The organism is Kerstersia sp. (assembly GCF_052103615.1).
Lineage (GTDB): Bacteria > Pseudomonadota > Gammaproteobacteria > Burkholderiales > Burkholderiaceae_B > Kerstersia.
The window spans coordinates 1-23,453 of record NZ_JBQEKA010000045.1 but is presented as its reverse complement, the minus strand read 5'-3'; the positions used below and the strand labels follow the sequence as shown (position 1 = coordinate 23,453).

Here is a 23,453-nt window from a genome sequence, read left to right as displayed (position 1 = left end):
ATCCCCCGTCCCATCGCCGCTCTGGGACGTTCCCAGGCCGGTCACGGTGTAGTCCCCGCCAAAGGCCGTCAACGTATAGAACAAGGACTTATTCCAGTTGCTGGCCGCATTGAAGTTCGTATAAATCTGATGGCTGTGCGGCAAGGCCTGTTGAATACGGACATTGTCGGAACCCGGCTGCGCCGCCTCCGGCTTCGCGCCCGTCGCATTGAATTCCAGCAGCAGCGTCGGGAAGTTCTGGCGTTCAACGGCCTTGAAGTGCTTCACCACAGGTTCGGAGCGAGCCATGCCATCGCTGGTGACAAAAGTGGCCGTATACCTGCCCGGTTTCTCCACCTTGATCAAGCCTGACTGGCTCAGGATTGCATCCGCAGACTCATTGCCTTCTGGCTGTTCCAGCGACCACAGGTGGTACAGATTGTCGCTATCAGGGTCTATGACGCCATTTGCCTGGAGCCTCACCTGGACACCCGCCACAATGGGCTGATCTTCGGATCCCAGCGCGAAATCAGGGCAAACCGTATATTTGTTATGAAAGCTGCCATCCACGCACTGTCCGGCGGCGGCGACCACTGGCGGATTATTCTTGGACTTGGCCTGGCCCCTGGCGTACATCACATAACTGGCCTTGGAACGCGCGCCTTTGCTATCCGTCACCACCAGGGTAGCCATATAGATGCCCGGCTTATCCGTCACCACATGACTCGCGATCTTGTCGCTGTTCTGAAGCACAGCCTTGCTGCCGTCGGGGCGATCTATCAAGGTCCACTGGTAAAACAGTTCGTCACCATCCATGTCCGCGCTGCCTGTCGCATCAAACACCAGCCTGTCGCCTATCAGCACGGTTTGGATCTTGAGCGTTGTGATGGCCGTCGGCGCGCGGTTGGGCGCATCCTTGACCGTCAACTCCGTCAATTCAGGATCGCTGCGCAATTTCGAGCCGCCGGCTTCCTCGGAAATCAGTTCGATGACATATTTGCCCAGCTTCGTCGGCGTAAACGACATGAATGAATGCTGTTCGGAAAGATCGGGAGGCGTGAAATCGGCGGGCGTTTCCACCCAGCGGAAATAATGAGTCAGTGCTTCGCCATCCGCGTCATAAGATACCGGTGACAGCCAGACCGGGTCCGAGCTTCGCTGGATATCGCGAGGCGCCTCCGGCGGCAGGAGACGGGCCACCGGTTTGCTATTGGGCACGCCCGCAGGCTTGGTGGTCTTGAACTTGACAGAGGTATCGGCTGTTGTCGTCCCGTCAAACGCAATCAGCTGAACCGACCAATCGCCCGACACATCCGGCGTAAAGGTCATTTTTTCACCCGCAAAGACTTGCTCGGGTGATTGGCGGGAAGCCTGCGGCTGCGAGAGGCCAATCACGCTGTAACCGGCGCCCGGGCTGTTATGGAACAGATACCAGCGGTAGCTGAGCTTGTCGCCATCGGGGTCGGTCGATGCGCTGGCATCCAGCACCACCGGCACACCGCGCTCGAATTGGTACCGGTAAGGTGGTTCGTCATTGGTGGGGGTTACCGCCGCGCCTCCTGCCGTCAGAACCTTGGCAACCGGAACAGGCGGCCGGTTGGTGGTTTTGATATTCACTTCCAGCTGGCGCGGCTCACTGGCCTGGCCATTATGGCTCACGCTCAAGGTCACCTGATAGCGCCCTTCCTTATCTGCGACAAAGCTGGGTTTGGCAGCGGCGGCATTATTGAGGACGGCCTGGCTGCCCTCGGGCGCCACGAGCGTCCACTGATATTGCAAGCTGCCCGTGGATCCGGTCGGCGCAACACTGCCACTGCCATCCAGAATGACAGTTTGCCCCAGGTTGGCCTGGCCCGGCGCTTCGATAATGGCAACCGGCACATCCGTCGTCGCCGTAATGGTCACCGTATCCGGCACGCTGGCGCCGGTATTGTCACTGACCGTCAGGCTTGCCTTGTAATGACCCGGCATATCCGCGGTAAAACGGGGCTGCATGACATCGGCGGCGCTCAGGATTGCGCCGCTGCCCGGCGGCTGCTGTGTCATGGACCAGGCGTAAACCAGCGCGCCTCCCTCCGAACCATTGACGCTCGCACCGCCATCCAGCGTCACGACGCTGCCCATTTTCACCGTCTGGGCCGCGCCCGCCTTGGCAACGGGGGCCGTGCGTGACGGACCGTCATCACCGCCACCGCCTCCGCACGCGGCAAGCGCGACGGGCAAGCTCAGCATCACAAAATAACTCTGTAGTTTCATAAGTGTCTCTGTTAAAGGAAAGACAGCACGGCCATCAGGCGCCGGGCCTCAGAAATTCATGGTCACGCCCAGCCGCGCCGTGCGGCCAGGCGCAGGCACCAGGCCCAGGCTAAGCGGGTCCAGGTAGTACTGATCCGTCAGGTTGTCGATATTGAAATCGACCGAAAAAGCATCGCTGAAGCGATAGCTGGCATAGACATCAACCAATTGATAGGCATGCCACTGCACCGGCTGGACGAAACCACGGGCGGTGTCGTTGTTGAAGCGCGGCACTTGATTACGCTTGCCCATCAGGGTGACCCGCGCGCCGACATCCAGCTTGCCTTCGAACAGGCGAGTGCCCAATTGCAGGCTGGCATGCCACTTGGGCGGGATCATGTCGTTGAAATAGGAAGTGGCCAGGCCGTAATCCGTGCACTCGTGAATACGGTTGCTGCCGCCAATCTGGCAGACTTCGACAAAGTTGTAGCGCGTCCCGGACAAGCGTGTGTAAACCCAGCCCGCGTCATAATCCAGGGTTGCTTCCATGCCGCGCACCTTGACGCTTTCCACGTTACGCATGACAAAATCTTCGCCCGAATCTTCCCAGGTATTGGGGAAAGTGCGGGTCAGATAGTTTTTGGTGTGATTGCGGAAATACGCCAGTTTTGCCGCCAGCCTGTCATTGCTGGCCAGCACCCCTTCGGTCAGCAGATTCATGCCAACCTCCCGGTTGATGGCATGTTCCGGCTTCAGGGCCACATCCTGGAGCGGCGCAGCCGACCAACCCCGGGTGGACTCAAACAGGCTGGGCATGCGATAGGCTTCCGCATGGCGGGAATAAAACTGCAGCCCATTCATCCATGGCTCCCAGCTCACGCTGAAAATAGGCGAAGTGCCGCTGGTGCGCACGTCATAGTATTGAGGATGGTCGCAAGGCCCAGTCCAGCCGCACTGCTCGGGCGGCACCGCAACTTTTCCCCCTTCGCAGCGCCCGTCAGCCCCAACCGACGTGCAAATCTCGGTATGGCGCGCCACCATGCGCTTGTTATCGTGGCTACGCGCCCGCTGATAGCGCAGCCCGGCGTTCAGATTCCATTCCGGCGCGGGTTGCCAGTTCCAGTCCACAAACAGACTGGTTTCGTGGCGATAGCCGGAACGGCCCGAGGCGTAGAGCGCCTCGACACCCGGCTGCACCAGGCCGATATCCTCGCGCTGGTAAGAGCCGCCGTAATTCAGGCGGTGCTCCCCCAGAAACGTAAACTGCGATTCATTCGACAGGTCAGCGCCAAAGCGTTTGTAGCGTTCTTTTTCCGGGTCTTTTTCCTGGACGACTTGCCCGAGTTCATCCGAATAATTCCGGTTGACGCTGTCGGTATGGGTGTACCAGACACCGGTTTTCAGGTGAATCAGTGACGAGTCTGCGGGATCCCACTCATAGCGCGCGGTGGCGGTCTGCGCGGTCACTTCGCTGTTGCTGGTCTGGCGGATTTTGTCGAACCAGAGCAACTGCGAGGGCATCAACTCGCCGTACTCGCTGTGATAACGCAAGTAGCTCAGTTCGACCTGCTGGTCCGCAGGCAGGCGCAGCTTGCCTTTCAGCAGTTGTGAATCACTGTTGCTATTGCTGTTGATGACCTGTTCGCCGCCATAGAAGCGTGTGGCGCCCTGATAGCCGATGGTGACCTTATCCAGAAACGGCTCGGACTCTTTGGCATACGTCAGCTCAGGCGTCGGGCCATGTTTGCCGGCATAGTAAGTGCCCTGCCGGCGCTTGGAGTATGCGGCCACCAGATCAAGCGATTCAGTGCGCCAGGCTCCGGCGATGCTGGCGGCATAGCTGTAGGGGTCGAGCAAGGCTGGCCGGTCAAAAGCGCTTTCCGTCCGGTGGCTATCCGGCATGGCAAACTGGCCGCCGCACACGGAAGGTACGGCGCAATTGTCATGAAACTTGCCGGTGTTCTGCACCCCGCCGGCCGTTCCCGGTGCGGGCGCGGCGCTGCTGTTGCCCGAGGTGCTGCCGCGCACGCGTATGCCCCAATCCTTGCCGTCACGGATGATGTCATCCGCATTGATGGTACGCATGGCCACCACGCCGCCAGTCGCCCCCACGCCGCCCACGCCATTGACCGGGCCTTTGCTGATTTCTATGCCGCCGATCAGGTCGGGATCCACATACGAACGGGACGATACGCCGGAGTAGCCGCGATAGACCGTGGTTTCCTGGCGCGCGCCATCCACCAGCACCGGCACCCGGCTTTGCCCCTGCATGCCGCGGATATTCACATCCAGGCCGCCCGAGTTGCGGTTTTCACCCACCAGCACGCCAGGCGTGCCCTGGAAAATATCGCCGATGGAGGTGCCGCGAAAGCGCTCGATGTCATCACGCGACAGATAGCTGACCGAGGCCGCCGTCCGATAGACCTCATCCTGGGGCCGGTGCTCCCCCTGCACGATCACCGTTTCCAGTTCGGACACGCTGGCTTGCGGGGAACGTTTCACCGCATAGCCATTGGCGCGGCGCTCAACCTCGAAACCGGTGCCCGCCAGAATGCGGCCAAAGCCCTGAACCACGCTGAACTCGCCCTGCAAACCCGAACTGCGCAGGCCATCCAGCATGGCGGGATCAAACGACAAGGCCACGCCAGCGCGGGCCGCAAACTCAGCCAAGACATTGCTGAGCGAATCCGCCGGAATGGCATAACGGTGGCTGGGTGCTGCCGCCGCAGCGGCCATGCCCTGCGCCCGGACATCCATCTGGCCGCCCGCCAGCGCCGTGACGCTTAGCCCCAGCAACACATGCCCCAGCCGGCTGGCCAGAGCATGCCTGGTCTGGAGATACGCTAGATAGGCCGGCGCGCGGCTCAGCGCATCAGCCTGGACATGGCCTGCCGCCCCTGGCCTCAGGCCCGGCCGCCCCTGTTCTGCAATTAACAACTTGTTCACGTTTCATCCCTGGTGCATGGAAGCGCCTGGCTGCCTGACGCAGCACGCACTCCTTCACCTCAATTACCGGATGAAAAGAAAACAGGTATCACTCTTGTTTGTTATTTTTTCATTTTCCCTGCTGCTGGCCCGCCATGCCAGCGGCATCCGCCGAACTCGCGGGTGCCGTTCAGGCCTCTTCGGCATCCAGGACAACCGTGACCCAATAACGGGTGCGCCGCAGCACTTTGACCGGCAAGGTTTCGGTCAGCAATGCCAGGCTGGCATCGGTATCCAGCAGCGGGAAGGCTCCTGACACGCGCAGATTGGCAGCGCCTTCCGAGCACCGCAGCAAACCATTGCGATAACGCCCCAGCTCTTGCAGCAAAGCCTGCAAGGGCAGATCGCGCACCAGCAGCATGCCGTTACGCCACATCAAAGCGGTTTCATCCACCGCCTCGGCCTGCTGTTCGCCGTCGCGCGAGAAGGTCAAGGCCTGCCCTGGCGGCAATACCGCCAGCGGTTCATCGCCATCCGTGCGCCGCACCATGACCCGGCCTTCGAACACTTCCACCCGGGTCACGCCATCCCCTGTCCGCACGCTGAAGCGCGTGCCCAGCGCCTGGGCGGTGCCTTGCGCCGTCTGCACCAGAAACGGCCGGGCGCGTGCCTGGGTATCCGGACGCGTCTGGATCATGACTTCGCCTGCCAGCAAATTCACGCGGCGTTCCGCTTCACTGAATTGCAGCGCAATCGCGCTGCCTGTATTCATCACGACCAGGCTGCCATCCGGCAGCACCAGCTCTCGGATCTCGCCAATGCGCGTCCGGTAGTCCGCCGACCAATCCCAGTGCGGCTGAACCCGCCGCACCATCATCCAGGAAGCAGGCCCCACAATAGCCAGCGCCCCCAGCCCCGCCAGGATCTGGCGTCTTCCGCGCTGGCGCCGCCGGGCGCCAGCGGCCAGTTCAGGAATCAAACGCCGCCCCAAGGTATCGGGCACCTGCGTGAAAGTGCCCAGCACCGCCTGCACGCGGCGCCAGGCTTCGGCATGGTGGGCGCTGCGCTGGCACCAGGCCTGGAAATGCCTGATTTCCTGGCGGTTCAAATCGCCTTCCTGCATGCGCATCAGCCAATCGGCCGCTTCACCCAGCACACTGCCGGGAATCTCGCCTTCGCTGCCCTGCTGAGCCGGCATCGCGCTGCTGCTCACGCCAGCTCCAGGCAGGCAATCCAGGCCCGGCGCATATGCCGCTTGACGGTAATTTCCGCCATACCCAAGCGTTCGCCTATCTCTGCGTACTTGAGGCCATCAATGCGGGACAGCAGAAAGATCACGCGGGTTTTCTCCGGCATGCTCGCCAGCATGGCGTCTATGCGCATCAGGGCTTCCCGCACCAGCGCGATCTCTTCCGGCGAGGACACCAGCGGCTCAGGCTGTGCCATCAGGGCATCGAGAAAAGCCTGTTCGACAGCCCGATGACGCCAATGATCGACCAGCAAGGCCTTGGCGATATGGGCCAGCAAGGCGCGGGGTTCGCGGTCCTGATCCAGCGGGCGCTCTCGCGCCAGCAGGCGCACAAAGGTGTCCTGGGCGAAATCAGCGGCGTCCATCGGCGATTCCACACGGCGTTTCAACCAGCCGACCAGCCAGCCATAATGGCTGGCATAGAGCGCCTGCAAGGCATCCTTGCCTGCCGTGGAACCTGGAATCATGACTGACCTGCCGAATTGGATAAAGAATCAGGTGCTTATGATAATGCTTCCCATTGGATAAATCAGGTCTCCTGTGCACAGGAACAACATCTCGCCCACAACATAACGCCCGGCCTCATTCCTGCCGCTGCACATTGCTGCTCATAGCCGCTTGCTCATTGCCGGCTATTTACTGGCGATGACGCCGGCCTGCCGCTCTTGCCGCTCAGCGCGGCCCGTCCTCCACACACGACCGGATATAGGCCAGCAACGCCGCCCGCTCCTGCGAGCAGGCAGCCAGATCTGCCGCCGCCAGGCCCCGGTATCCATCCCGCGCCGCCACCAGGACAGGCTTGTGCGGCTGCGGCACCCGCTGCAAGGCCCACTCTGCGGCAACATCCTTGGCCGCAATATCTCCGGTCACAGAGGTGTACCAAATGCGCGCCAGGGCCAGAACGATATTGCTTTCATCCCCGGCCCAGTCTGCCTCGTCTTGCCACTGCGCCAGGGTTTGCAGCAAGGCATGCCGGACATCCCCGGCAGGGACCGGATCGAAAAAACGCTGGGCCGCCGGGCCATGCAGTGCCAGGCTGTGCCGCCTGACCTTGGTGAGCAAAATCGCCAGATCCGGGTCTGCCATGGCGTGCTCGAACACGCCCGCCTCAAGATCGGCCCGCAGCCATTCGCCGAATTGCATTTGCCGCCGCGCCGGATAACGCCAGGGCAACACATCCTCTTGCGCCAGCACCGTCACTTCCAGCGCCCGGCGTTCGGGATCCGTGCCCGGGAAAGCGGATATCAGCAGCAAATCGCGCATCAAGGCCTTACGGCGCAAGGCGCCGGGTGCCTCATCGACCGTCACCAGCAGGTCTATGTCACTCAAGGGTTTGAGGCCGCCATCCACCGCCGAACCAAACAAATGGATCGCGCGAACGGACCCGCCCAGATGCTGTTTCAAGGCCGCCAGCGTGCGTGACAGTTGCGCCTGAATGGAAACGGGAGCCTGAAGAATCATGTTTGCCTGTACGAAATATCTTTTCTTGTCTGCCGCGCCTGTCACCCTGCTCCAGCGCGCCTCTGAGCCTGCCCGCGTATTTTCCTCTGGAAACGCCCCCTTGAAAAATGCAAAGCCGTCCTTATAATTAGCACTCAAGGCCGTCGAGTGCTAACAGCTTTCCGGCCCTTGCATGACCACATTGGTTTTGTTGTTGTTACCTCATTCAAACCTTAGCTAGATATACAGGAGTTCTTCATGGCCCTGCGTCCCCTGCATGATCGCGTGATCATCAAGCGTCTGGACAACGAACGCAAGACTGCCTCCGGGATCGTGATTCCCGAGAGCGCTGCCGAAAAGCCCGACCAAGGCGAAGTCCTGGCCGTCGGCCCCGGCAAGAAAACCGAAGACGGCAAGGTGCTGCCGGTCGATCTGAAGGTCGGCGACAAGGTTCTGTTCGGCAAGTACGCCGGCCAGGCCGTCAAGGTTGATGGCGAAGAGTTGCTGGTCATCCGCGAGGACGAAGTCCTTGCCGTGATTCAGTAAGCCGGCCCTGCGCCTGACCCACCCCATACCGACTTCTAGTAAGGAATATCACAATGGCTGCCAAGCAAGTTCTGTTCGGTGACGACGCCCGTGTGCGCATCGTCCGCGGCGTCAACGTTCTCGCCAACGCTGTTAAGACCACTTTGGGCCCGAAAGGCCGCAACGTCGTGCTGGAGCGCTCCTTCGGCGCCCCGCTGGTGACCAAGGACGGCGTTTCCGTCGCCAAGGAAATCGAACTGAAAGACAAGTTCGAGAACATCGGCGCCCAGCTCGTCAAGGATGTCGCTTCGCGCACCAACGACAACGCCGGTGACGGCACCACCACCGCCACCGTGCTGGCCCAGGCCGTCGTTCAAGAAGGCCTGAAGTACGTTGCCGCCGGCTTCAACCCCATCGACCTGAAGCGCGGTATCGACAAGGCTGTCATCGCCATCGTCGAGCAACTGAAGAGCCAGAGCAAGGCCATCACGACCAGCAAGGAAATTGCCCAGGTCGGTTCCATCTCGGCCAACAGCGACGCTTCCGTCGGTCAGATCATTGCTGACGCCATGGACAAGGTCGGCAAGGAAGGCGTCATCACCGTCGAAGACGGCAAGTCGCTGGAAAACGAGCTGGACGTCGTCGAAGGTATGCAATTCGACCGCGGCTATCTGTCGCCCTACTTCATCAACAACCAGGAAAAGCAAGTTGCCGCCCTGGATGATCCTTTCATCCTGATCTACGACAAGAAGATCAGCAACATCCGTGACCTGCTGCCGGTGCTGGAGCAAGTTGCCAAGTCCAGCCGTCCGCTGCTGATCATCGCTGAAGACGTCGAGGGCGAAGCCCTGGCGACTCTGGTGGTCAACAACATCCGTGGCATCCTGAAGACCACCGCCGTCAAGGCGCCTGGCTTCGGCGACCGCCGCAAGGCCATGCTGGAAGACATCGCCATCCTGACGGGCGGCACGGTGATCTCCGAAGAAACCGGCATGTCGCTGGAAAAGGCCACGCTGGAAGAGCTGGGCCAAGCCAAGCGCATCGAAGTGGGCAAGGAAAACACCACCATCATCGACGGTGCCGGCGCTGCTGCCAGCATCGAAGCCCGCGTCAAGCAAATCCGCCTGCAAGTCGAGGAAGCTTCCTCCGACTACGACCGCGAAAAGCTGCAAGAGCGCGTGGCCAAGCTGGCTGGCGGTGTGGCCGTGATCCGCGTCGGTGCTGCCACCGAAGTGGAAATGAAGGAAAAGAAGGCCCGCGTTGAAGACGCCCTGCACGCTACCCGCGCCGCAGTGGAAGAAGGCGTGGTGGCTGGCGGCGGCGTGGCTCTGCTGCGCGCCAAGCAAGCCGTGGCTGCACTGAAGGGCGATACGCCTGACCAGAACGCCGGCATCCAACTGATCCTGCGTGCCATCGAAGCCCCGCTGCGCACCATCGTCGAAAACGCCGGCGAAGAAGCCAGCGTGGTCGTCAACACCGTGCTGAACGGCAAGGCCAACTACGGCTACAACGCCGCCACCGGCGAATACGCCGACCTGGTTGAGCAAGGCGTGCTGGATCCCACCAAGGTGACCCGCAATGCGCTGCAAAACGCTGCTTCGATCGCCAGCCTGCTGCTGACCGCTGAAGCCGCTGTGGTCGAAATCGTCGAAGACAAGCCGGCTGCGCCGGCCATGCCCGACATGGGCGGCATGGGCGGCATGGGCTTCTAAGCCCCTGTCTGCCGCAACCGGGGGAAGCCTCACCTTCCCTGGTTGCTGCTGCACAATCAACGCCCCGCCGGGTTGCCCTGGCGGGGCGTTTTTCTATGCCCCAACGCTTGAGCAACAGCAGACGGACAGACACGCAGCGCCTGCCGCGCAGGTGAAGAAGCGCCTGAGAGCGCAGATGTCACCCGCTTCACGTAAAATCACGCCCGCATGGTGACGCGGCAGGCATGACTGCCACGCCACCCATGACAGGCGGCCGCAGGCATGCAATGCACCGGCCAGCCTGTTCTCCGCCACTTGAAGAGGCCGCCACACCGTGACGCAAACGCCCCCCTCCCCCCAGCAACATTCGCCATTCAAAAGCCGTGGCGGACTGCGCCGCATTTTCAATGCGCTGCGCTATTCGCTACAGGGCTTCGGCGCCGCCATCAAATACGAAGCCGCCTTCCGGCAGGAGCTGGCGCTGGCCGTTCTGCTGATTCCAGCGGCGTTCTTTCTGGGCCGCAACACCGTCGAAGTTTTTTTACTGATCGGCGTCGTGCTGCTGGTGCTGGTCGTCGAATTGCTGAATTCAGCCATTGAGGCGCTGGCCGATGCGCTTAGCGTGGAGCGGCATCCCTTGCTGGGGCGCGCCAAGGATCTGGGCAGCGCAGCCGTCATGCTGACCCTGATCTTCACCGGCATTGTCTGGCTGTCCATCCTGGCCACGCGATTCTGGCAGTAAGCCCGATGCGATGCCTTAGAATGAACCTTTCTCCTCTACGCCACGCACCATGACAGCCCATCGCCAAAGTGCCAGCTCTCCGCCTCCCCGCGTTGTTATCGTCGGCGGCGGCGCCGGCGGCCTGGAACTGGCAGCCCGCCTGGGGCGGCGCCACGGTCCGCAAGCCGTCACGCTCATAGATTCGCTGCCCTACCATATCTGGAAACCGTCGCTGCATGAAGTGGCCGCCGGCACGCTGGATATCCACCAGGAAGGCCTGTCCTATCTGGTGCTAGCGCACATCTGCCATTTTTCCTTCATTCTCGGGCCGATGCTGGACATCGACCGTGAACGCAAGGTGCTGAAGATCGGCGCCATCGCTGGCCCGGATCACCGGGAGCTGATTCCGCCACGCGAAGTGCCTTACGATATTCTCGTCATGGCCGTGGGCAGCAAGGCGAACTTCTTCGGCACGCCCGGCGCCCAGGAACATGCTGTCACGCTGGACAACGTCGAGGCGGCGGAAGCCTTCCGCCTGCAAATTCTCGAAGCCATGCTGCGTGTCGATCAGGCCAAGGCCACCGACCCGGAAACCCGTCTGCATCTGGTGATTGTCGGCGGCGGCGCCACGGGCGTGGAACTGGCCGTGGAATTGCGCGAAGCCAGCCGCGTCGTGAGCGCCTACAGCCTGTCGGCCTTCAATCCCAGGCTGGACCTGGCGATCACGCTGATAGAAAGCGCCCCGCGGATTCTGGCGGCGCTGCCCGAACGCATTTCCAAGGCTGCCACCGAACGGCTGGAAAGCCTGGATATCCGTGTGGAGACCGGCTGCGCGGTGGCCAACGTCGGCACCAGCGAAGTCACCACGCGCGATGGCCGCCGTTTCCATGCGGACATGTGCCTGTGGGCAGCCGGCATCAGCGCGCCAGACCTGCTGCAAAAACTGGATCTGCCCTTGCACCGCACCGGCCAGGTGCTGGTTGACGAGCAATTGCGCACACCCGACCCTGATATCTACGCCATGGGCGACTGCGCCGCCGCCCCTTGGACCGAAGGGCGGCTGGTGCCCGCGCGCGCCCAGGCTGCCCACCAGCAGGCCAGCTATCTGGCGCGGCAATTGAGCGCGCGGCTCAAAGGCGAGGCCAGCGACGGCAAACCCTATCTCTATGAAGATCACGGTTCGCTGGTCTCACTGGGACAAGATGCGGGCGTCGGCAGCCTGATGGGCAAGCTGACCGGCCGTGGCCTGTTCCTAAGCGGCATGCTGGCCCGGCTGATGTATATGAGCCTGCATTTGATGCATCACCGCGCCATTCTCGGCGTCAGCCGGACAGTCTCCTTGGCGCTGGCCCGCTTGCTGGTACGGCGCACCCATTCCCGCGTCAAGCTGCACTGACGCGCGGCGCAAGATGCCGGCAGACGCCCGCGTCCGCCGGTACCGGGCAGGCCTGGCCGCTCTGGCAAAGCTTGCGCCTATTTCTTTTCAACCCTAACGGATTTCTACGCCTGCTATGTCTTTCATCCAGAAACTGGAAAAAGCCTGGACCAGCTCCAACTCCCTGCTGATGGTCGGACTGGACCCCCTGCCCGAGCGCTTCCCTGATTCCCTGGGCGCGCAACCCGATGCCATTTTCCGTTTCTGCCGGGATATCGCCGACGCGGTTGCCCCTTATGTCTGCGGCTTCAAACCGCAGATCGCGCACTTTGCCGCCCACGGCGCGGAGACCCAGCTCGAAGCCCTGTGCGCACATCTGCGCAGCCGCCATCCCGACAAGGTGCTGGTGCTGGATGCCAAGCGCGGCGATATCGGCTCCACGGCCGAACACTACGCGCTGGAAGCCTTCGAGCGCTACCAGGCCGATGCCGTGACCGTCAGCCCCTATATGGGTTCCGACTCGGTCGAGCCGTATCTGCGCTGGAAAGACCGGGGCATCATCGTTCTGTGCCGCACCTCCAATTCCGGCGGCGCCGACTTCCAGGAATTGCTGATCGGTGATGGCGACCCGCTGTATCTGCGTGTTGCCGACGTCGTGCGCCAGCAATGGAATGACGACCATCAGTGCGGCCTGGTAGTGGGCGCAACGCGCCCTGAAGAGCTGGCTCGCGTGCGCGCGCGTATCGGTGATGATATTCCGCTGCTGGTGCCCGGCATCGGCGCGCAAGGCGGCGATATCCCCAAAACCGTCAAGGCGGGGCTCAATAGCCGGGGCACCGGCATGATGATCAACTCCTCGCGCGCCGTGCTCTATGCCAGCCGTGATGAAGATTGGCGTGAAGCCGCTGCCCGCGCCGCGCAGGAAACCTGCGCCGCCATCAACGCCTGCCGCTAAGTTTTCCGTCAGGTCTGCCGACGGGCGCGCCGCCCTGGCGGCTCCCCTGAGCTCACAGGCCCAGACGATCCGCCATGCGTATCAGGTCCGCCAGTGTGCGGGCCTGCATTTTTTTCATAACGTTGCCGCGCCTGACTTTCACTGTCACTTCGCTCAGGCCCAGCTCGTCGGCTATCTGCTTATTCAGCAAACCCCTGGCGACACCCCGCATGACAGCCTGTTCGCCCGCCGTCAGCGCGTCCCAATGGCCATAGAGCAGCGCCATCTCGGCCTCCCGGCCCCGGCGGGTTTGATCCTGCTCCAGCCCATGCTGGATGGCATCCAGCAAATCCTGATCGCGAAATGGTTTGGACAGGAATTCGATCGCGCCATTTTTCATGGCTTCGACCCCCATGGCAATATCGCCATGGCCCGTGATGAAAATCACCGGCAAACGCAAATCATGGCTTTCCATCTGCCTGTGGAAATCCATGCCGCTCTGCCCCGGCATGCGGATATCCAGAATCAGACATCCAGGCGCATCCGGCCGTTCACTGGCCAGGAAATCAGCCACTGAACCGTGGCTGCGCACTTGCAAACCGACAGACGCCAGCAGGTCTTCCAGGGCCAGGCGCATGGAAGCGTCGTCGTCCACGATATGAATGACCGGCTGCGCCAGGCTCTCGGCGGATCGTTCCATCAGTTTTCTCCCTGCGGCGCCGCCGCCAACGTGAACTGGCAGATCAAGCCCCCGCCTGGCCGCGCCTGCACGCCTATCCGGCCGCCGTTGGCCTCGACAATGGAACGGCTGATCGCCAGCCCCAGGCCCAAGCCATTTTCCTTGGTGCTCCAGAACGCATCGAAGATCCGTTCCAATTCCTCGGGGGCCAGCCCCGGCCCGTTATCCGCTACGGCCACCGCCAGTTTGCCGTCTGGCTCCAGCCGCGTGCTCAAAGTCGCGGCCCCTTCGGGCACACCAGCCTGATCCAGGGCTTCCGCTGCGTTCAGCAGCAAATTGCTCAGTACCTGCTGAATCTGGATCCGGTCTGCCAGCGCCGCGGGCAACTCCTCGGCCAGCGCCAGCACCAAGTCCACCCCATGCCTGTCGAACTCACCGTGCATCAGCACAGCAGCCTCGATCACGGCATGATTCAAATCGAACGGTTCGCGCGCCGGCGCTTCGCCGCGCGTCAAGGCGCGCACCCGTTCAATCACGGCGCTGGCGCGGTGCACATCATCCACGATGCGGCCTGCCGCCTGCCGCGCCTTCTCCAGATTGGGAGGCTCCATAGCCAGCCAACGCTGGCAGGCATGAGCGCTGGTGCTGATGGCCGCCAGCGGCTGATTGACTTCATGCGCGATGGACGTGGTCAGCTCACCCATGCTGCTGGAACGCGCCATGCGTTCCAGGCGTGCCTTGGACGTGCGCGCCTGACGCTGCGCTGCCGCCATTTTCAGAGCCAGCCAGGTCGTGACGCCTATGGCCACGATGCTGAGAATCGAATTGATCAGGCCGATTTCGTAGGCACCGCCGCGTGTCAGCAGAAAACTCAATATAGTGAGCGCCACGCAAACCCATGAGAGGGCCAGCACTACCCGGCTGCCATGAAGACGCATGGCAGCCAGAATTACGGCACAGTAAAAAACCGGGAAGGCAATGGCGTAATCCGTCACCGTATCGGCCATGAAAACCAATGCCATCACCAGGACCAACGCTGCCGTCAGCACGGCCCGCTGCAAGCCCGGCCGAACGCTGGTGTCACGCGTCATGGACAGCTTGTCCTTCATTTTTCGGGCGGCTCCCTGCCTGTTGCCTGGTCGGAGCGATCTTAACACCGGCCGCCGCAATGACTTCATTGAATCCTCTTCCCAAAAATAAGGCGCCCGCCCGCCAGCCTGTGTTTGCAAAGGCGGACGGGCGGGCGTAAACATCAGGCCTGCCAGGCTATTCATGCCTGGCAGGCCCGCGCCTAGGCTTAAAACAGGCGAAACAAAGGATGACGCGCCGGGACGCGTATCACTTCGCGCACGATGAAGCCGCCGGTTTCCGGTATGGCGTCATCAGGCTGGCACGCAGGCACCGATGCTGGCGTAGGCGGCACGTCGCCTGGGACGCCCCTGGGCGCCATCATCGGCCACCCAACGGCACTCCAGCCCGCCTGCCGGCGTGGTGCGCCAAACCGCTTTGCGCGCACCGGCGCATCCGACCGCTGCCGGGCTATTCAAAGCCTGGCTGCGCGACCGTGCCGCCGCGCCAGCGGCATCAGCAAACAATGTATGGACGGCAATCTGATGCCGGGACAGAAATGCCACGTTCAGGAATTTCATTTCTTACCTCTGCGGATCGTCGGAATGACCTGGCCGCCGCGGGCAAGACGAAACCCCGGTTCAATCAGTGCGGCGCAGGCTCGCTAATGAGGAACTACAACTGTCTTCTGACATTTTTTCCTGTACTCCTGACCGCGCCGGGATTGGCGGGCCAACTGTGCAGAACCCCGGCCTGACGGCCGGAGTGTGTCCGCTGCCCAGGCGCAGAAATATAAAGCGCTATGTATTAAGCGCCCCACATTAAGCGCCATGGGCAGACAAGCCCGCCAGCCCCTGCCCAGCCTGAGTGAGCAGGCTGAACCAAGGCCGCACGGACAGGCGGAACAGTCGGAATTATGCTTGCCTGGGCCCTTGCGGCCTAGTGCATCTTTAGGTGGCGCGGCGATACCTTGGTATCGTCCCCTGGCGCCCAGACACCTCTGCCCTGATGCCTCTGCCCTGACGCCTCTGTGGCAGTCTGGGGCGCCGCCTGGCGGCGGCCCTCAGGCTCAGTTCAAGCGCGGGATGCCGTGCAAGGCGCGCTGACCAAAGGCAAGGCGGCGCGCAAGGCATACAGCACCGCGGCGCGGCGCACTGCCGCCCGGTCGCCGTCGAACAAGCGGGTCTGCGCCGCCACGACCACGCCATCGTCGCACAGCCTGGCAAATCCAAAACACACCATGCCTACCGGTTTGCCGGGCGTAGCGCCCCCCGGCCCGGCAATGCCAGTCGTGGAAATGGCAAACTGGGTTTCCCGTGTCACCGCCAGCACGCCGGTCGCCATCTGGCTGGCTACCTGCTCGCTCACCGCGCCATGCATCTCCAGCGACACGTCCGCCACACCCAACTGACGGATTTTCTCGGCATTGCTGTATGTCACAAAACCGCCGTGGTACCAATCGCTGGAACCCGCCAGATCCGTCAAGGCAGCAGCCAGCAAACCGCCAGTGCAAGACTCGGCCGTCCCCAGGCGCCAGCCCCTTTGCTTCAAAGCAGCCGCCAATGCCTCCACGGCCTCCAGGACTTCTTTATCAGACTCCATTGGGCACTCTCCGTTCATTTCCCGCAGGCGCTTCGGCCTGCCGGATTGCCTGTTCCAGCAGGCTGGTCTCAGCCAAACAGACCCAGCCAAGCCAGCAAGGCCATCACTATCAAGGTATAACCCGCGGCCAATAGGTCGTCCAGCATGACGCCAAAACCATTTTTGAAATACGCATCCAGCTGACGGATGGGCGCGGGCTTGACGATATCAAACAGGCGAAACAGGCCAAATGCGCACAACTGGGCCAGCCAGCCTGCGGGCGATAGCCAGAGCACCAGCCAGAACGCCACCATTTCGTCCCAGACCATGGCGCCATGATCCGGCACGCCCAAATCCTGCCCGGTCCGCTGGCAGATCCAGCAGCCGTAAATAAAGCACAGCGCCAAGATGATGCCAATACCGGTATTCGATGCGCCCAGCGGCACCAGCAGCCACAATAGCCAGGCGGCCAGCGTGCCCCAGGTGCCTGGCGCCGGGCGCAGCAAGCCGCTGCCCAGGCCCACCGCCAGAAAACGCGCAGGCGAACGCAACGCCCAGCCCAGTGTCGGCGTGATCCGCGCCGCGTTAGCGTATTTGTCGCTCATGACTATCCTTCAAAATGGTCAAATCCGGCGCGCTGCGCTGTCAGTGGTGCGCCCTGCCCATCACGCAAAGCGCCCGGCGGGCCGGCTTCCAGCTTGCCGATACGGCTGAGCCGCACTCCGGCAGCCGTTGCGGCGCCCAGCACGGCCTCGCGCTGTTGCGGGGCGGCCGTAAAACACAATTGATAGACATCCCCACCGCCCAGCATGGCATCCAGCAAAATATCTGGCGCCAGCCCTGCCAGGCCGGGATGTGCGGGCAACGCCTGCGTATCGAGCTGCGCGGCGCAGCCGCTGGCGGCGAGAATATGCCCCAGATCCTGCAACAGGCCATCCGAAATATCTATGGCCGCACGCGCAATGCCGCGCAAGCGGCGGCCCAGCGCCACCTGCGGTTCCGGCCGCTCCAAGGCGCCACGCAGGCCTGGCAGGCGCCAGTGCTCCGGCGGCAATTTACCCTGCATCAGTTGCAAGGCGATGTCCGCGCCTCCCAGCGTGCCCGATACCCAGATATCGTCGCCGGGCTGACCGGCATCCCGCCGCAGCGCCTGACCGGCTGGCACCGCCCCGAACACCGTAATACTGAGACAGATATACGGCCCGCGTGTGGTATCTCCGCCCACCAGGGGGCAGCCGTACTCCCGGGACAAGGCCAGGAACCCGCGGGAAAAACCTTCCAGCCAGTCAGCATTCATCGCCGGCAAGCTCAGCCCCAGAACGCAGGCCAGCGGCTCTGCGCCCATCGCGGCCAAATCCGAGAGATTGACGGCCAACGCCTTGTGCCCCAGCAGCGCAGGCTCTACATCGGCAAAGAAATGACGGCCCTCGACCAGCAAGTCCGTACTGACGGCGCAGGTCTGCCCCGCAGGCACCGGGAACAGCGCGCAATCGTCGCCTACCCCCAGCATGCCCGCAGGCGCGGGATGCGTGAAATACTTCCTGATGAGGTCAAATTCTGCAGCCATCATGTCCCCCGGAAAGCAAACGGGCTCGTCACCTTACGGTGCGAACCCGCCCACATACTGCGAAGCTGCCAGGCGCCCTATGCAGCAGGCCCGGCAAGATTGCCTTAACGGCGCGGCGCGGCGCGCAACTCCTGCGGACGCACGACAGCGGCCAGCTTATCGAGCACGCCATTGACGAACTTGAAGCCATCCGTGCCGCCAAACGACTTGGCCAGTTCGACGGCCTCATTGATGGCCACCTTGTAAGGCACTTCGGGATGGCGCGTCAGTTCAAACGTGCCAATCAGCAAAATGCCATGCTCCACCGGCGACAGCTCGGCCAGCGGGCGGTCAATGAAGGGCTGGAATTGCTCGCGCAGTTCCGCCGCATCCGTGAACACGCCATTGAGCAAGGTGCGGTACCAATCGAAATCGGCTTCGCCGAATTCGGGATCGGAACGCAAGTGTGCGTCAATCGAACCGGTGTCCTGATCGCCCAGATTGCCACGAACCAGCCAGGCGTAAATACCCTGCAATGCAAATTCGCGCGCGCGGCGGCGCGCGCTGCGTCCAGACGCCTGCTCAGCCACGGTCGTCCTCGGATTCGTCAAAATCTTCTTCCTCGTCTTCGTCGCTTTCCTCAGGCTGCAAAGCCACCAGGAGATTGACCATTTCCACGGCGGCGCGAGCGCAATCACGGCCCTTGTCGGCCGCGCGCACTTCAGCTTGCTCGTCGTTTTCGGTGGTCAGCACACCATTGGCCACCGGCACGCCGGTTTCCAGCGCCACGCGGGAAATCGCGGCGGCGCTTTCGTTGCTGACGATTTCGAAGTGATAGGTTTCGCCGCGGATCACCGCGCCCAGCGCGATCAGGGCATCGAATTCGCCGGTATCGGCCATCTGCACCAGCACCGGGCCGAGTTCCAGCGCGCCAGGCACGCTGGTCACCATCACATCGCGCAGATCCACGCCCAGGTTTTCCAGCTCTTCCAGGCAGCTTTCGAGTTCGGCCAGGCCGATGGATTCGTTGAAGCGGGCGCGCACGATGCCGATGTGCAGGCCTTCGCCGTTCAGGTCAGGTTCAATGACGTAAGGATTCATGATGTCAGCCTTGTTCAGACTTGGAAGAAGAAGCAGGATCGCTATCGTAGCCCGTGATGTCCAGGCCAAAACCCGCCATCATACTCGGCATCTTGCGCGGACGCGCCAGCAGACGCATGCGCGAGACGCCAAGATCACGCAAAATTCGCGCTCCGATCCCATAAGTGCGCAGATCGAAGCGGTCGCCCGTCGCGGCGGCAGGCGCCGCGTCGGCATCTGCCTGCCACGATGCGGCATGAGCAAAAAAAGCATCGGCGGAATCGGCACAGTTCAGCAGCACCAGCACACCGGCCTTGGACTGGCGCAAGGCGGCCAGCGCGCTGGGCACCGTCCAGCTATGCCCACCGCCCTCACCATCGAGGATATCCAGCACCGACGCCGGTTCATGCACACGCACCAGCGTTTCCGCTGCCGCCTGGACATCACCATGCACCAGCGCCAAGTGCGGCGCGCCTGCCGCGGTGTCGCGATAGGCAACGGCGCGGAAACGCCCCCAGGGCGTGCTGACTTCGCGTTCGGCCACACGCTGCACGACGGATTCGTGCTCATTGCGGTATTGGATCAGATCGGCGATGGTGCCGATCTTCAGGCCATGTTCACGCGCGAAAACAGCCAGGTCCGGCAAACGCGCCATGGTGCCGTCAGGCTTGAGAATCTCGCAGATCACCGCCGCCGGCGTCAGGCCGGCCATGGCGGTCAGGTCGCAACCGGCTTCGGTATGGCCGGCACGCACCAGCACCCCGCCGCGCACGGCGCGCACCGGGAAAATATGGCCTGGCTGTACCAGGTCTTCGGGCCGGGCGTCACGCGCCACGGCAGCCTGAATGGTGCGCGCGCGGTCGTAGGCGGAAATACCGGTTTCGACGCCCACGGCTGCTTCAATCGAAACCGTGAAGTTGGTGCCATACCGCGTGCCGTTGCGGCTTGCCATCATGGTCAGGCCCAATTGCTCGCAACGTTCCTCGGTCAGCGTCAGGCAAACCAGCCCGCGCCCATGCGTCACCATGAAGTTGATGGCTTCCGGCGTCACGAAATCCGCGGCCATGACAAGATCGCCTTCATTTTCACGATCTTCTTCGTCCACCAGAATGACAATGCGGCCGGCACGCAGCTCGGCGATGACTTCATTGACAGGAGCAATGGACACCCCTGCGACGGGCGTGTCTTCTGCCGGCACGCCGGCGGCTTGTGTGACTGACATGGATGACTCGCTGGAATTCTGCTTTAACCCCTCTATTCTACGCTGCCGCAAGGGTGGAATGCCCTAATTCCCCTGCGCTTGCGGCGCGCCGGCCAGATTTCCGGCAGCATGCCGCCCCCCTCCGGGCGGCGGCGCCCTGGACGGGATGCGCCGCCATGACATTGCGATGACACGTCATCAAAATTCCTGCTGCCTCAGGCTAAGATGAGAGAGTTTGCATACATTAACGGTCGCCAACATGTCCGAACAGGAATTGAAACTGCACGTCCCTGCCAGCGCGCGTGCTGGCGTGGAACAGGAACTCGCGCGCGGCGCCACGGAAAACATTGCGCTGCATGCTTTGTATTTCGACACGCCCACCCGCGAACTGGCGCAAGCCCGCGTGGCGATCCGCCTGCGCCGGGAAGGCGACCACTGGGTGCAGACCCTCAAGACCCCTGGCGCCCACGCATTGGCACGCCTGGAGCTCAACCATGACCGCCCCGGCCCGGTGCTGGACCTCTCCGTCTATGCCGATACGCCCATCGCGCCGGTCCTGGAAAATCTGGAAGGCGAGCTGGGCGTGCGCTACGAAACGGATGTCATGCGCCAGCTGCGCCGGGTGCGCACACGCCAGGGCGTCGTCGAAATCGCCTATGACCGGGGCTGGCTGCGTGCCGGAGGCCTGGAACTACCCATTTCCGAAGTCGAATTCGAATTGGTCTCCGGCCATTTGCAGGCCGTTTTCCTCTTGGGCCGGCGCTGGCAGCAGAAACACGGCCTGGTACTGGATTTGCGCAGCAAATCGGAACGCGGCGACGCCCTGGCCACCACCGCCCTGCGGCTGGAAGCCAGCGGCCCGGCCGGCGCGCCAGAAACCAATCAGACACGCGCCACGGAAATCAGCCGTTTCTGGGCGCCACGCCCGATTCGTCCTGTCGCGCTGACGCCCCGGCAATCCCCGGCGCAAGCACTGCGCGCCATCACTCAGGAATGCCTGGAACAAATCGCGCGCAATGCCGCTGTCCTGACAGAAATCGACACCGCAGGCGTCTATGCGGCCGGGCACGCCGGGCATGTCCATCAACTGCGCGTTGGCATGCGCCGGCTGCGCTCAGCCTGGCGTCTGTTCGACGGCTGGACCAGCCTGCCGCCCGACACGCTGCAGCAAGAAGTCAAAACCCTGTTCGGCCAGTTCGGCGCCAACCGCGATGATGATGTGCTGCGGGAAGACATTCTGCCCGTGCTGATTGCAGCCGGCATGCCCGCCGTCACGCTGTCTGAAGGCCATGCCGGCTGTTCGGCAGCGGAAATTGCGGGCAGCCGCGCGCTGCAAAGCTGGCTGCTGGATTTACTGGCCTGGACCCTGGAACTGACGGCCATGCCGCCAGCGGCCAAGACCTCCCCCGCGCCGGAATCCCGCCATGCACCGGCAGCGGCAGCGGCCGATGACGCCCGGCCTGCGCAGGATGTCGCGATTATTCCGCTGGATGCCAGAAACGAGACGGAAGACCTGTCGCGCCTGCTCATGCAGCGTCTGCGCAAATGGCACCGCAGCGTGGTACGCGACGGCCGCCATTTCAGCACGCTGGATATCGACACGCGCCATGCCCTGCGCAAACGCGCCAAGCGGCTGCGCTATGGCCTGGCTTTCGCCGAATCGCTGCTGCCGCAAGGCAGGCTGCGCGCCTACCGCCGCAAACTGGCTGCGGTGCAGGATGAGCTGGGCGTCATTAACGATATCTATGTCGCCGACGCGCGCTTTGCGCAATTGAGCACCGAACAGCCGCAGGCCTGGTTTGCCCGGGGCTGGTTCGCGGCAAAGCTGGCCCAGCTTGAACAGACAGCCCAGGCCACCCTGCGGGAACTGGGCCGCAGCCCCGGCTTCTGGCGCGACTGACCCCTGACGCGATTGCCCGCCCGCCGCCAAGCGGCGGGCGGGCAACACCGGTTTGGAACCGCGCACGCAGGCATGCTTGCCGCCTATGCTGACAGACGGCGCCTGCGGGCGGATTAATCGCCCAGCAACGCGGCGGCGAACTCGCGGGCCGAGAAAGCCTGCAAATCTTCCAGGCCTTCGCCTACACCTATCCAGTACACAGGCACGGCGCGCACCCCGTGGCTGCCGGCCGCCACGGCCGCGAGCGTGCCGCCCTTGGCCGTCCCATCCAGCTTGGTCACAACCAGGCCGGTCAGATTCAAAGCGGCATCAAAAGCCTTGATCTGGGCCAGCACGTTCTGGCCGCTGTTGCCATCAACCACCAGCAGCACCTCATGCGGCGCGGCGGCTTCCGCCTTGCCAATCACGCGACGGATTTTGCGCAACTCGTCCATCAGGTGCAATTGCGTGGGCAGGCGCCCGGCAGTATCGACCATGACAACATCCGCGCCCCGGGCACGGCCGGCATTGACGGCATCAAAGGCCACCGCGGCCGGATCGCCGCCATCCTGCGCAATGACAGTCACATTGTTGCGCTCGCCCCAGGCAATCAGTTGCTCGCGGGCAGCGGCCCGGAAGGTATCCCCTGCGGCCAGCAGAACGCTGGCGCCCTGGCGCTGAAAGTCATGCGCCAGCTTGCCTATGGAAGTCGTCTTGCCCGCGCCATTGACCCCGGCGATCATCATCACCAGCGGACGGGCGCTCTGGGCCAGCGGGAACGGTTTTTCCAGCACTTGCAGATGACGGGTCAGGATATCCCGCAGCGCGGCTTTGACCTGAACAGCATCCGTCATGCGCTCCTTGCGCACCTGGGCGCGCAACTCGCCCAGCAGTTTGTCCGTCGCCTCCATGCCCGCATCGGCCATGATGAGCGCCGTTTCCAGCTCTTCAAACAGGTTTTCATCAACCTTCACGCCGACAAACAGGCCGCCCAGGCTCTGCCCGGTGCGCGACAGGCCACGCTTCAAGCGTTGCAGCCAGGAGGTCTTGGCCGGTGCCGCCGCTTGCGCAGCAGGCTCCGCTTCGCTGGCCGGCGCATTGTCAGCGGCCGCCGCGCCCAGGCTGTCCTCGGGCCTTGCCTGGGCCACTTCTTGCACAACCTCTTGCACAATTTCTTGCACAACCGCTGGCACCACTTTTTGCGACACCTCTGGCACCACTTCCTGCGTCAAGGCAGGAGCGGGGGAAGAAGCTGGCGCAGGTTCGGGTACAGGTGCAGGTGCAGGTGCAGGTGCAGGTGCAGGTGCAGGTGCAGGTGCAGGTGCAGGTGCAGGTGCAGGTGCAG

General features: G+C 62.9%; 21 protein-coding genes. 6 read left to right on the top strand and 15 right to left on the bottom strand.

Translation table 11 applies throughout. The annotated features are described in order from the left end of the window. The 5 genes from ACTJGZ_RS10640 to ACTJGZ_RS10620 all read right to left on the bottom strand — a co-directional run. Nucleotides 1-2,235: PKD domain-containing protein (locus ACTJGZ_RS10640; protein WP_441662895.1), on the bottom strand; the 2,235-nt coding region annotated here is incomplete at its 3' end. Nucleotides 2,236-2,283: 48 nt separating this feature from the next. Next, a complete protein-coding gene (locus ACTJGZ_RS10635; RefSeq protein WP_441662894.1) occupies nt 2,284-5,160 on the bottom strand; it encodes a TonB-dependent receptor domain-containing protein in 2,877 nt (958 codons plus the stop codon). 169 nt (nt 5,161-5,329) lie between these two features. Continuing rightward, entirely contained in the window at nt 5,330-6,352 is a 1,023-nt protein-coding gene (locus tag ACTJGZ_RS10630; RefSeq protein ID WP_441662893.1) for a FecR family protein, read from the bottom strand. After that, nucleotides 6,349-6,855, bottom strand: coding sequence for a sigma-70 family RNA polymerase sigma factor (locus tag ACTJGZ_RS10625; RefSeq protein ID WP_068374974.1), 507 nt, complete (start codon nt 6,853-6,855; stop codon nt 6,349-6,351). The genes ACTJGZ_RS10630 and ACTJGZ_RS10625 overlap by 4 nt, the downstream gene beginning before the upstream one ends. A gap of 205 nt (nt 6,856-7,060) precedes the next feature. Next, a complete protein-coding gene (locus ACTJGZ_RS10620) occupies nt 7,061-7,849 on the bottom strand; it encodes an aminoglycoside adenylyltransferase family protein (protein ID WP_441662892.1) in 789 nt (262 codons plus the stop codon). Nucleotides 7,850-8,086: 237 nt separating this feature from the next. On the opposite strand from ACTJGZ_RS10620, the gene ACTJGZ_RS10615 reads away from it, so the two are divergent. The 5 genes from ACTJGZ_RS10615 (at nt 8,087) to pyrF (ending at nt 13,095) form a co-directional block, all read left to right on the top strand. Continuing rightward, nucleotides 8,087-8,374, top strand: coding sequence for a co-chaperone GroES (locus ACTJGZ_RS10615; RefSeq protein WP_068374980.1), 288 nt, complete (start codon nt 8,087-8,089; stop codon nt 8,372-8,374). Nucleotides 8,375-8,427: 53 nt separating this feature from the next. Further along, on the top strand, nt 8,428-10,065 hold the full coding sequence (gene groL / locus ACTJGZ_RS10610) for a chaperonin GroEL (RefSeq protein ID WP_441662891.1): 1,638 nt from the start codon (nt 8,428-8,430) through the stop codon (nt 10,063-10,065). 313 nt (nt 10,066-10,378) lie between these two features. After that, complete coding sequence (locus ACTJGZ_RS10605) at nt 10,379-10,786, top strand: diacylglycerol kinase (protein WP_441662890.1); 408 nt, start codon at nt 10,379-10,381, stop codon at nt 10,784-10,786. Nucleotides 10,787-10,835: 49 nt separating this feature from the next. Beyond that, nucleotides 10,836-12,161, top strand: a complete 1,326-nt coding sequence (locus ACTJGZ_RS10600; protein WP_441662889.1) for an NAD(P)/FAD-dependent oxidoreductase — start codon at nt 10,836-10,838, stop codon at nt 12,159-12,161. 115 nt (nt 12,162-12,276) lie between these two features. Then, complete coding sequence (gene pyrF / locus ACTJGZ_RS10595) at nt 12,277-13,095, top strand: orotidine-5'-phosphate decarboxylase (protein WP_441662888.1); 819 nt, start codon at nt 12,277-12,279, stop codon at nt 13,093-13,095. Between the two features lie 52 nt (nt 13,096-13,147). On the opposite strand, the gene ACTJGZ_RS10590 is transcribed toward pyrF, so the two are convergent. From ACTJGZ_RS10590 to ribBA, 9 genes are all read right to left on the bottom strand, one after another. Next, nucleotides 13,148-13,774, bottom strand: a complete 627-nt coding sequence (locus ACTJGZ_RS10590) for a response regulator transcription factor (protein ID WP_441662887.1) — start codon at nt 13,772-13,774, stop codon at nt 13,148-13,150. Then, complete coding sequence (locus tag ACTJGZ_RS10585; protein WP_441662886.1) at nt 13,774-14,862, bottom strand: sensor histidine kinase; 1,089 nt, start codon at nt 14,860-14,862, stop codon at nt 13,774-13,776. The genes ACTJGZ_RS10590 and ACTJGZ_RS10585 overlap by 1 nt, the downstream gene beginning before the upstream one ends. Nucleotides 14,863-15,135: 273 nt before the next feature. Continuing rightward, nucleotides 15,136-15,402, bottom strand: a complete 267-nt coding sequence (locus ACTJGZ_RS10580; protein ID WP_441662885.1) for a hypothetical protein — start codon at nt 15,400-15,402, stop codon at nt 15,136-15,138. Between the two features lie 493 nt (nt 15,403-15,895). Continuing rightward, nucleotides 15,896-16,423: a CinA family protein gene (locus tag ACTJGZ_RS10575; protein ID WP_441662884.1), complete on the bottom strand. Its 528-nt coding sequence runs from the start codon at nt 16,421-16,423 to the stop codon at nt 15,896-15,898. Between the two features lie 68 nt (nt 16,424-16,491). Next, nucleotides 16,492-17,007 (bottom strand): phosphatidylglycerophosphatase A family protein, encoded by a 516-nt coding sequence (locus ACTJGZ_RS10570; RefSeq protein WP_441662883.1) that lies wholly within the window; start codon nt 17,005-17,007, stop codon nt 16,492-16,494. Between the two features lie 2 nt (nt 17,008-17,009). Continuing rightward, nucleotides 17,010-17,969 carry a thiamine-phosphate kinase gene (gene thiL, locus ACTJGZ_RS10565; RefSeq protein WP_441662898.1) on the bottom strand — a complete coding sequence of 320 codons (960 nt, stop codon included), beginning with the start codon at nt 17,967-17,969 and terminating at the stop codon, nt 17,010-17,012. A 104-nt stretch (nt 17,970-18,073) separates the two neighbouring features. After that, nucleotides 18,074-18,559 carry a transcription antitermination factor NusB gene (gene nusB / locus ACTJGZ_RS10560; protein WP_441662882.1) on the bottom strand — a complete coding sequence of 162 codons (486 nt, stop codon included), beginning with the start codon at nt 18,557-18,559 and terminating at the stop codon, nt 18,074-18,076. Next, entirely contained in the window at nt 18,531-19,049 is a 519-nt protein-coding gene (gene ribH / locus ACTJGZ_RS10555; RefSeq protein ID WP_441662881.1) for a 6,7-dimethyl-8-ribityllumazine synthase, read from the bottom strand. Before ribH ends, nusB begins: the two co-directional genes overlap by 29 nt. 4 nt (nt 19,050-19,053) lie before the next feature. Next, nucleotides 19,054-20,250: a bifunctional 3,4-dihydroxy-2-butanone-4-phosphate synthase/GTP cyclohydrolase II gene (ribBA, locus tag ACTJGZ_RS10550; RefSeq protein ID WP_441662880.1), complete on the bottom strand. Its 1,197-nt coding sequence runs from the start codon at nt 20,248-20,250 to the stop codon at nt 19,054-19,056. A gap of 238 nt (nt 20,251-20,488) precedes the next feature. On the opposite strand from ribBA, the gene ACTJGZ_RS10545 reads away from it, so the two are divergent. Further along, complete coding sequence (locus ACTJGZ_RS10545) at nt 20,489-22,129, top strand: CYTH and CHAD domain-containing protein (protein WP_441662897.1); 1,641 nt, start codon at nt 20,489-20,491, stop codon at nt 22,127-22,129. 113 nt (nt 22,130-22,242) lie between these two features. Here the strand turns inward: ACTJGZ_RS10545 and ftsY are convergent, their stop codons facing one another. Beyond that, on the bottom strand, nt 22,243-23,229 hold the full coding sequence (gene ftsY / locus ACTJGZ_RS10540) for a signal recognition particle-docking protein FtsY (RefSeq protein WP_441662896.1): 987 nt from the start codon (nt 23,227-23,229) through the stop codon (nt 22,243-22,245). Nucleotides 23,230-23,453: the final 224 nt, after the last annotated feature.

Excerpts from the sequence above, each read along its gene's own strand:
- ACTJGZ_RS10580 (WP_441662885.1), bottom strand. The coding sequence starts at position 15,402 with ATGAAATTCCTGAACGTGGCATTTCTGTCCCGGCATCAGATTGCCGTC.
- thiL (WP_441662898.1), bottom strand. The coding sequence starts at position 17,969 with ATGGCTGCAGAATTTGACCTCATCAGGAAGTATTTCACGCATCCCGCG.
- groL (WP_441662891.1), top strand. The coding sequence starts at position 8,428 with ATGGCTGCCAAGCAAGTTCTGTTCGGTGACGACGCCCGTGTGCGCATC.
- ACTJGZ_RS10585 (WP_441662886.1), bottom strand. The coding sequence starts at position 14,862 with ATGAAGGACAAGCTGTCCATGACGCGTGACACCAGCGTTCGGCCGGGC.
- ACTJGZ_RS10590 (WP_441662887.1), bottom strand. The coding sequence starts at position 13,774 with ATGGAACGATCCGCCGAGAGCCTGGCGCAGCCGGTCATTCATATCGTG.
- pyrF (WP_441662888.1), top strand. The coding sequence starts at position 12,277 with ATGTCTTTCATCCAGAAACTGGAAAAAGCCTGGACCAGCTCCAACTCC.
- ribBA (WP_441662880.1), bottom strand. The coding sequence starts at position 20,250 with ATGTCAGTCACACAAGCCGCCGGCGTGCCGGCAGAAGACACGCCCGTC.
- ACTJGZ_RS10615 (WP_068374980.1), top strand. The coding sequence starts at position 8,087 with ATGGCCCTGCGTCCCCTGCATGATCGCGTGATCATCAAGCGTCTGGAC.
- ACTJGZ_RS10600 (WP_441662889.1), top strand. The coding sequence starts at position 10,836 with ATGACAGCCCATCGCCAAAGTGCCAGCTCTCCGCCTCCCCGCGTTGTT.
- ribH (WP_441662881.1), bottom strand. The coding sequence starts at position 19,049 with ATGAATCCTTACGTCATTGAACCTGACCTGAACGGCGAAGGCCTGCAC.
- ACTJGZ_RS10545 (WP_441662897.1), top strand. The coding sequence starts at position 20,489 with ATGTCCGAACAGGAATTGAAACTGCACGTCCCTGCCAGCGCGCGTGCT.
- ACTJGZ_RS10575 (WP_441662884.1), bottom strand. The coding sequence starts at position 16,423 with ATGGAGTCTGATAAAGAAGTCCTGGAGGCCGTGGAGGCATTGGCGGCT.
- ACTJGZ_RS10620 (WP_441662892.1), bottom strand. The coding sequence starts at position 7,849 with ATGATTCTTCAGGCTCCCGTTTCCATTCAGGCGCAACTGTCACGCACG.
- ACTJGZ_RS10625 (WP_068374974.1), bottom strand. The coding sequence starts at position 6,855 with ATGATTCCAGGTTCCACGGCAGGCAAGGATGCCTTGCAGGCGCTCTAT.
- ACTJGZ_RS10570 (WP_441662883.1), bottom strand. The coding sequence starts at position 17,007 with ATGAGCGACAAATACGCTAACGCGGCGCGGATCACGCCGACACTGGGC.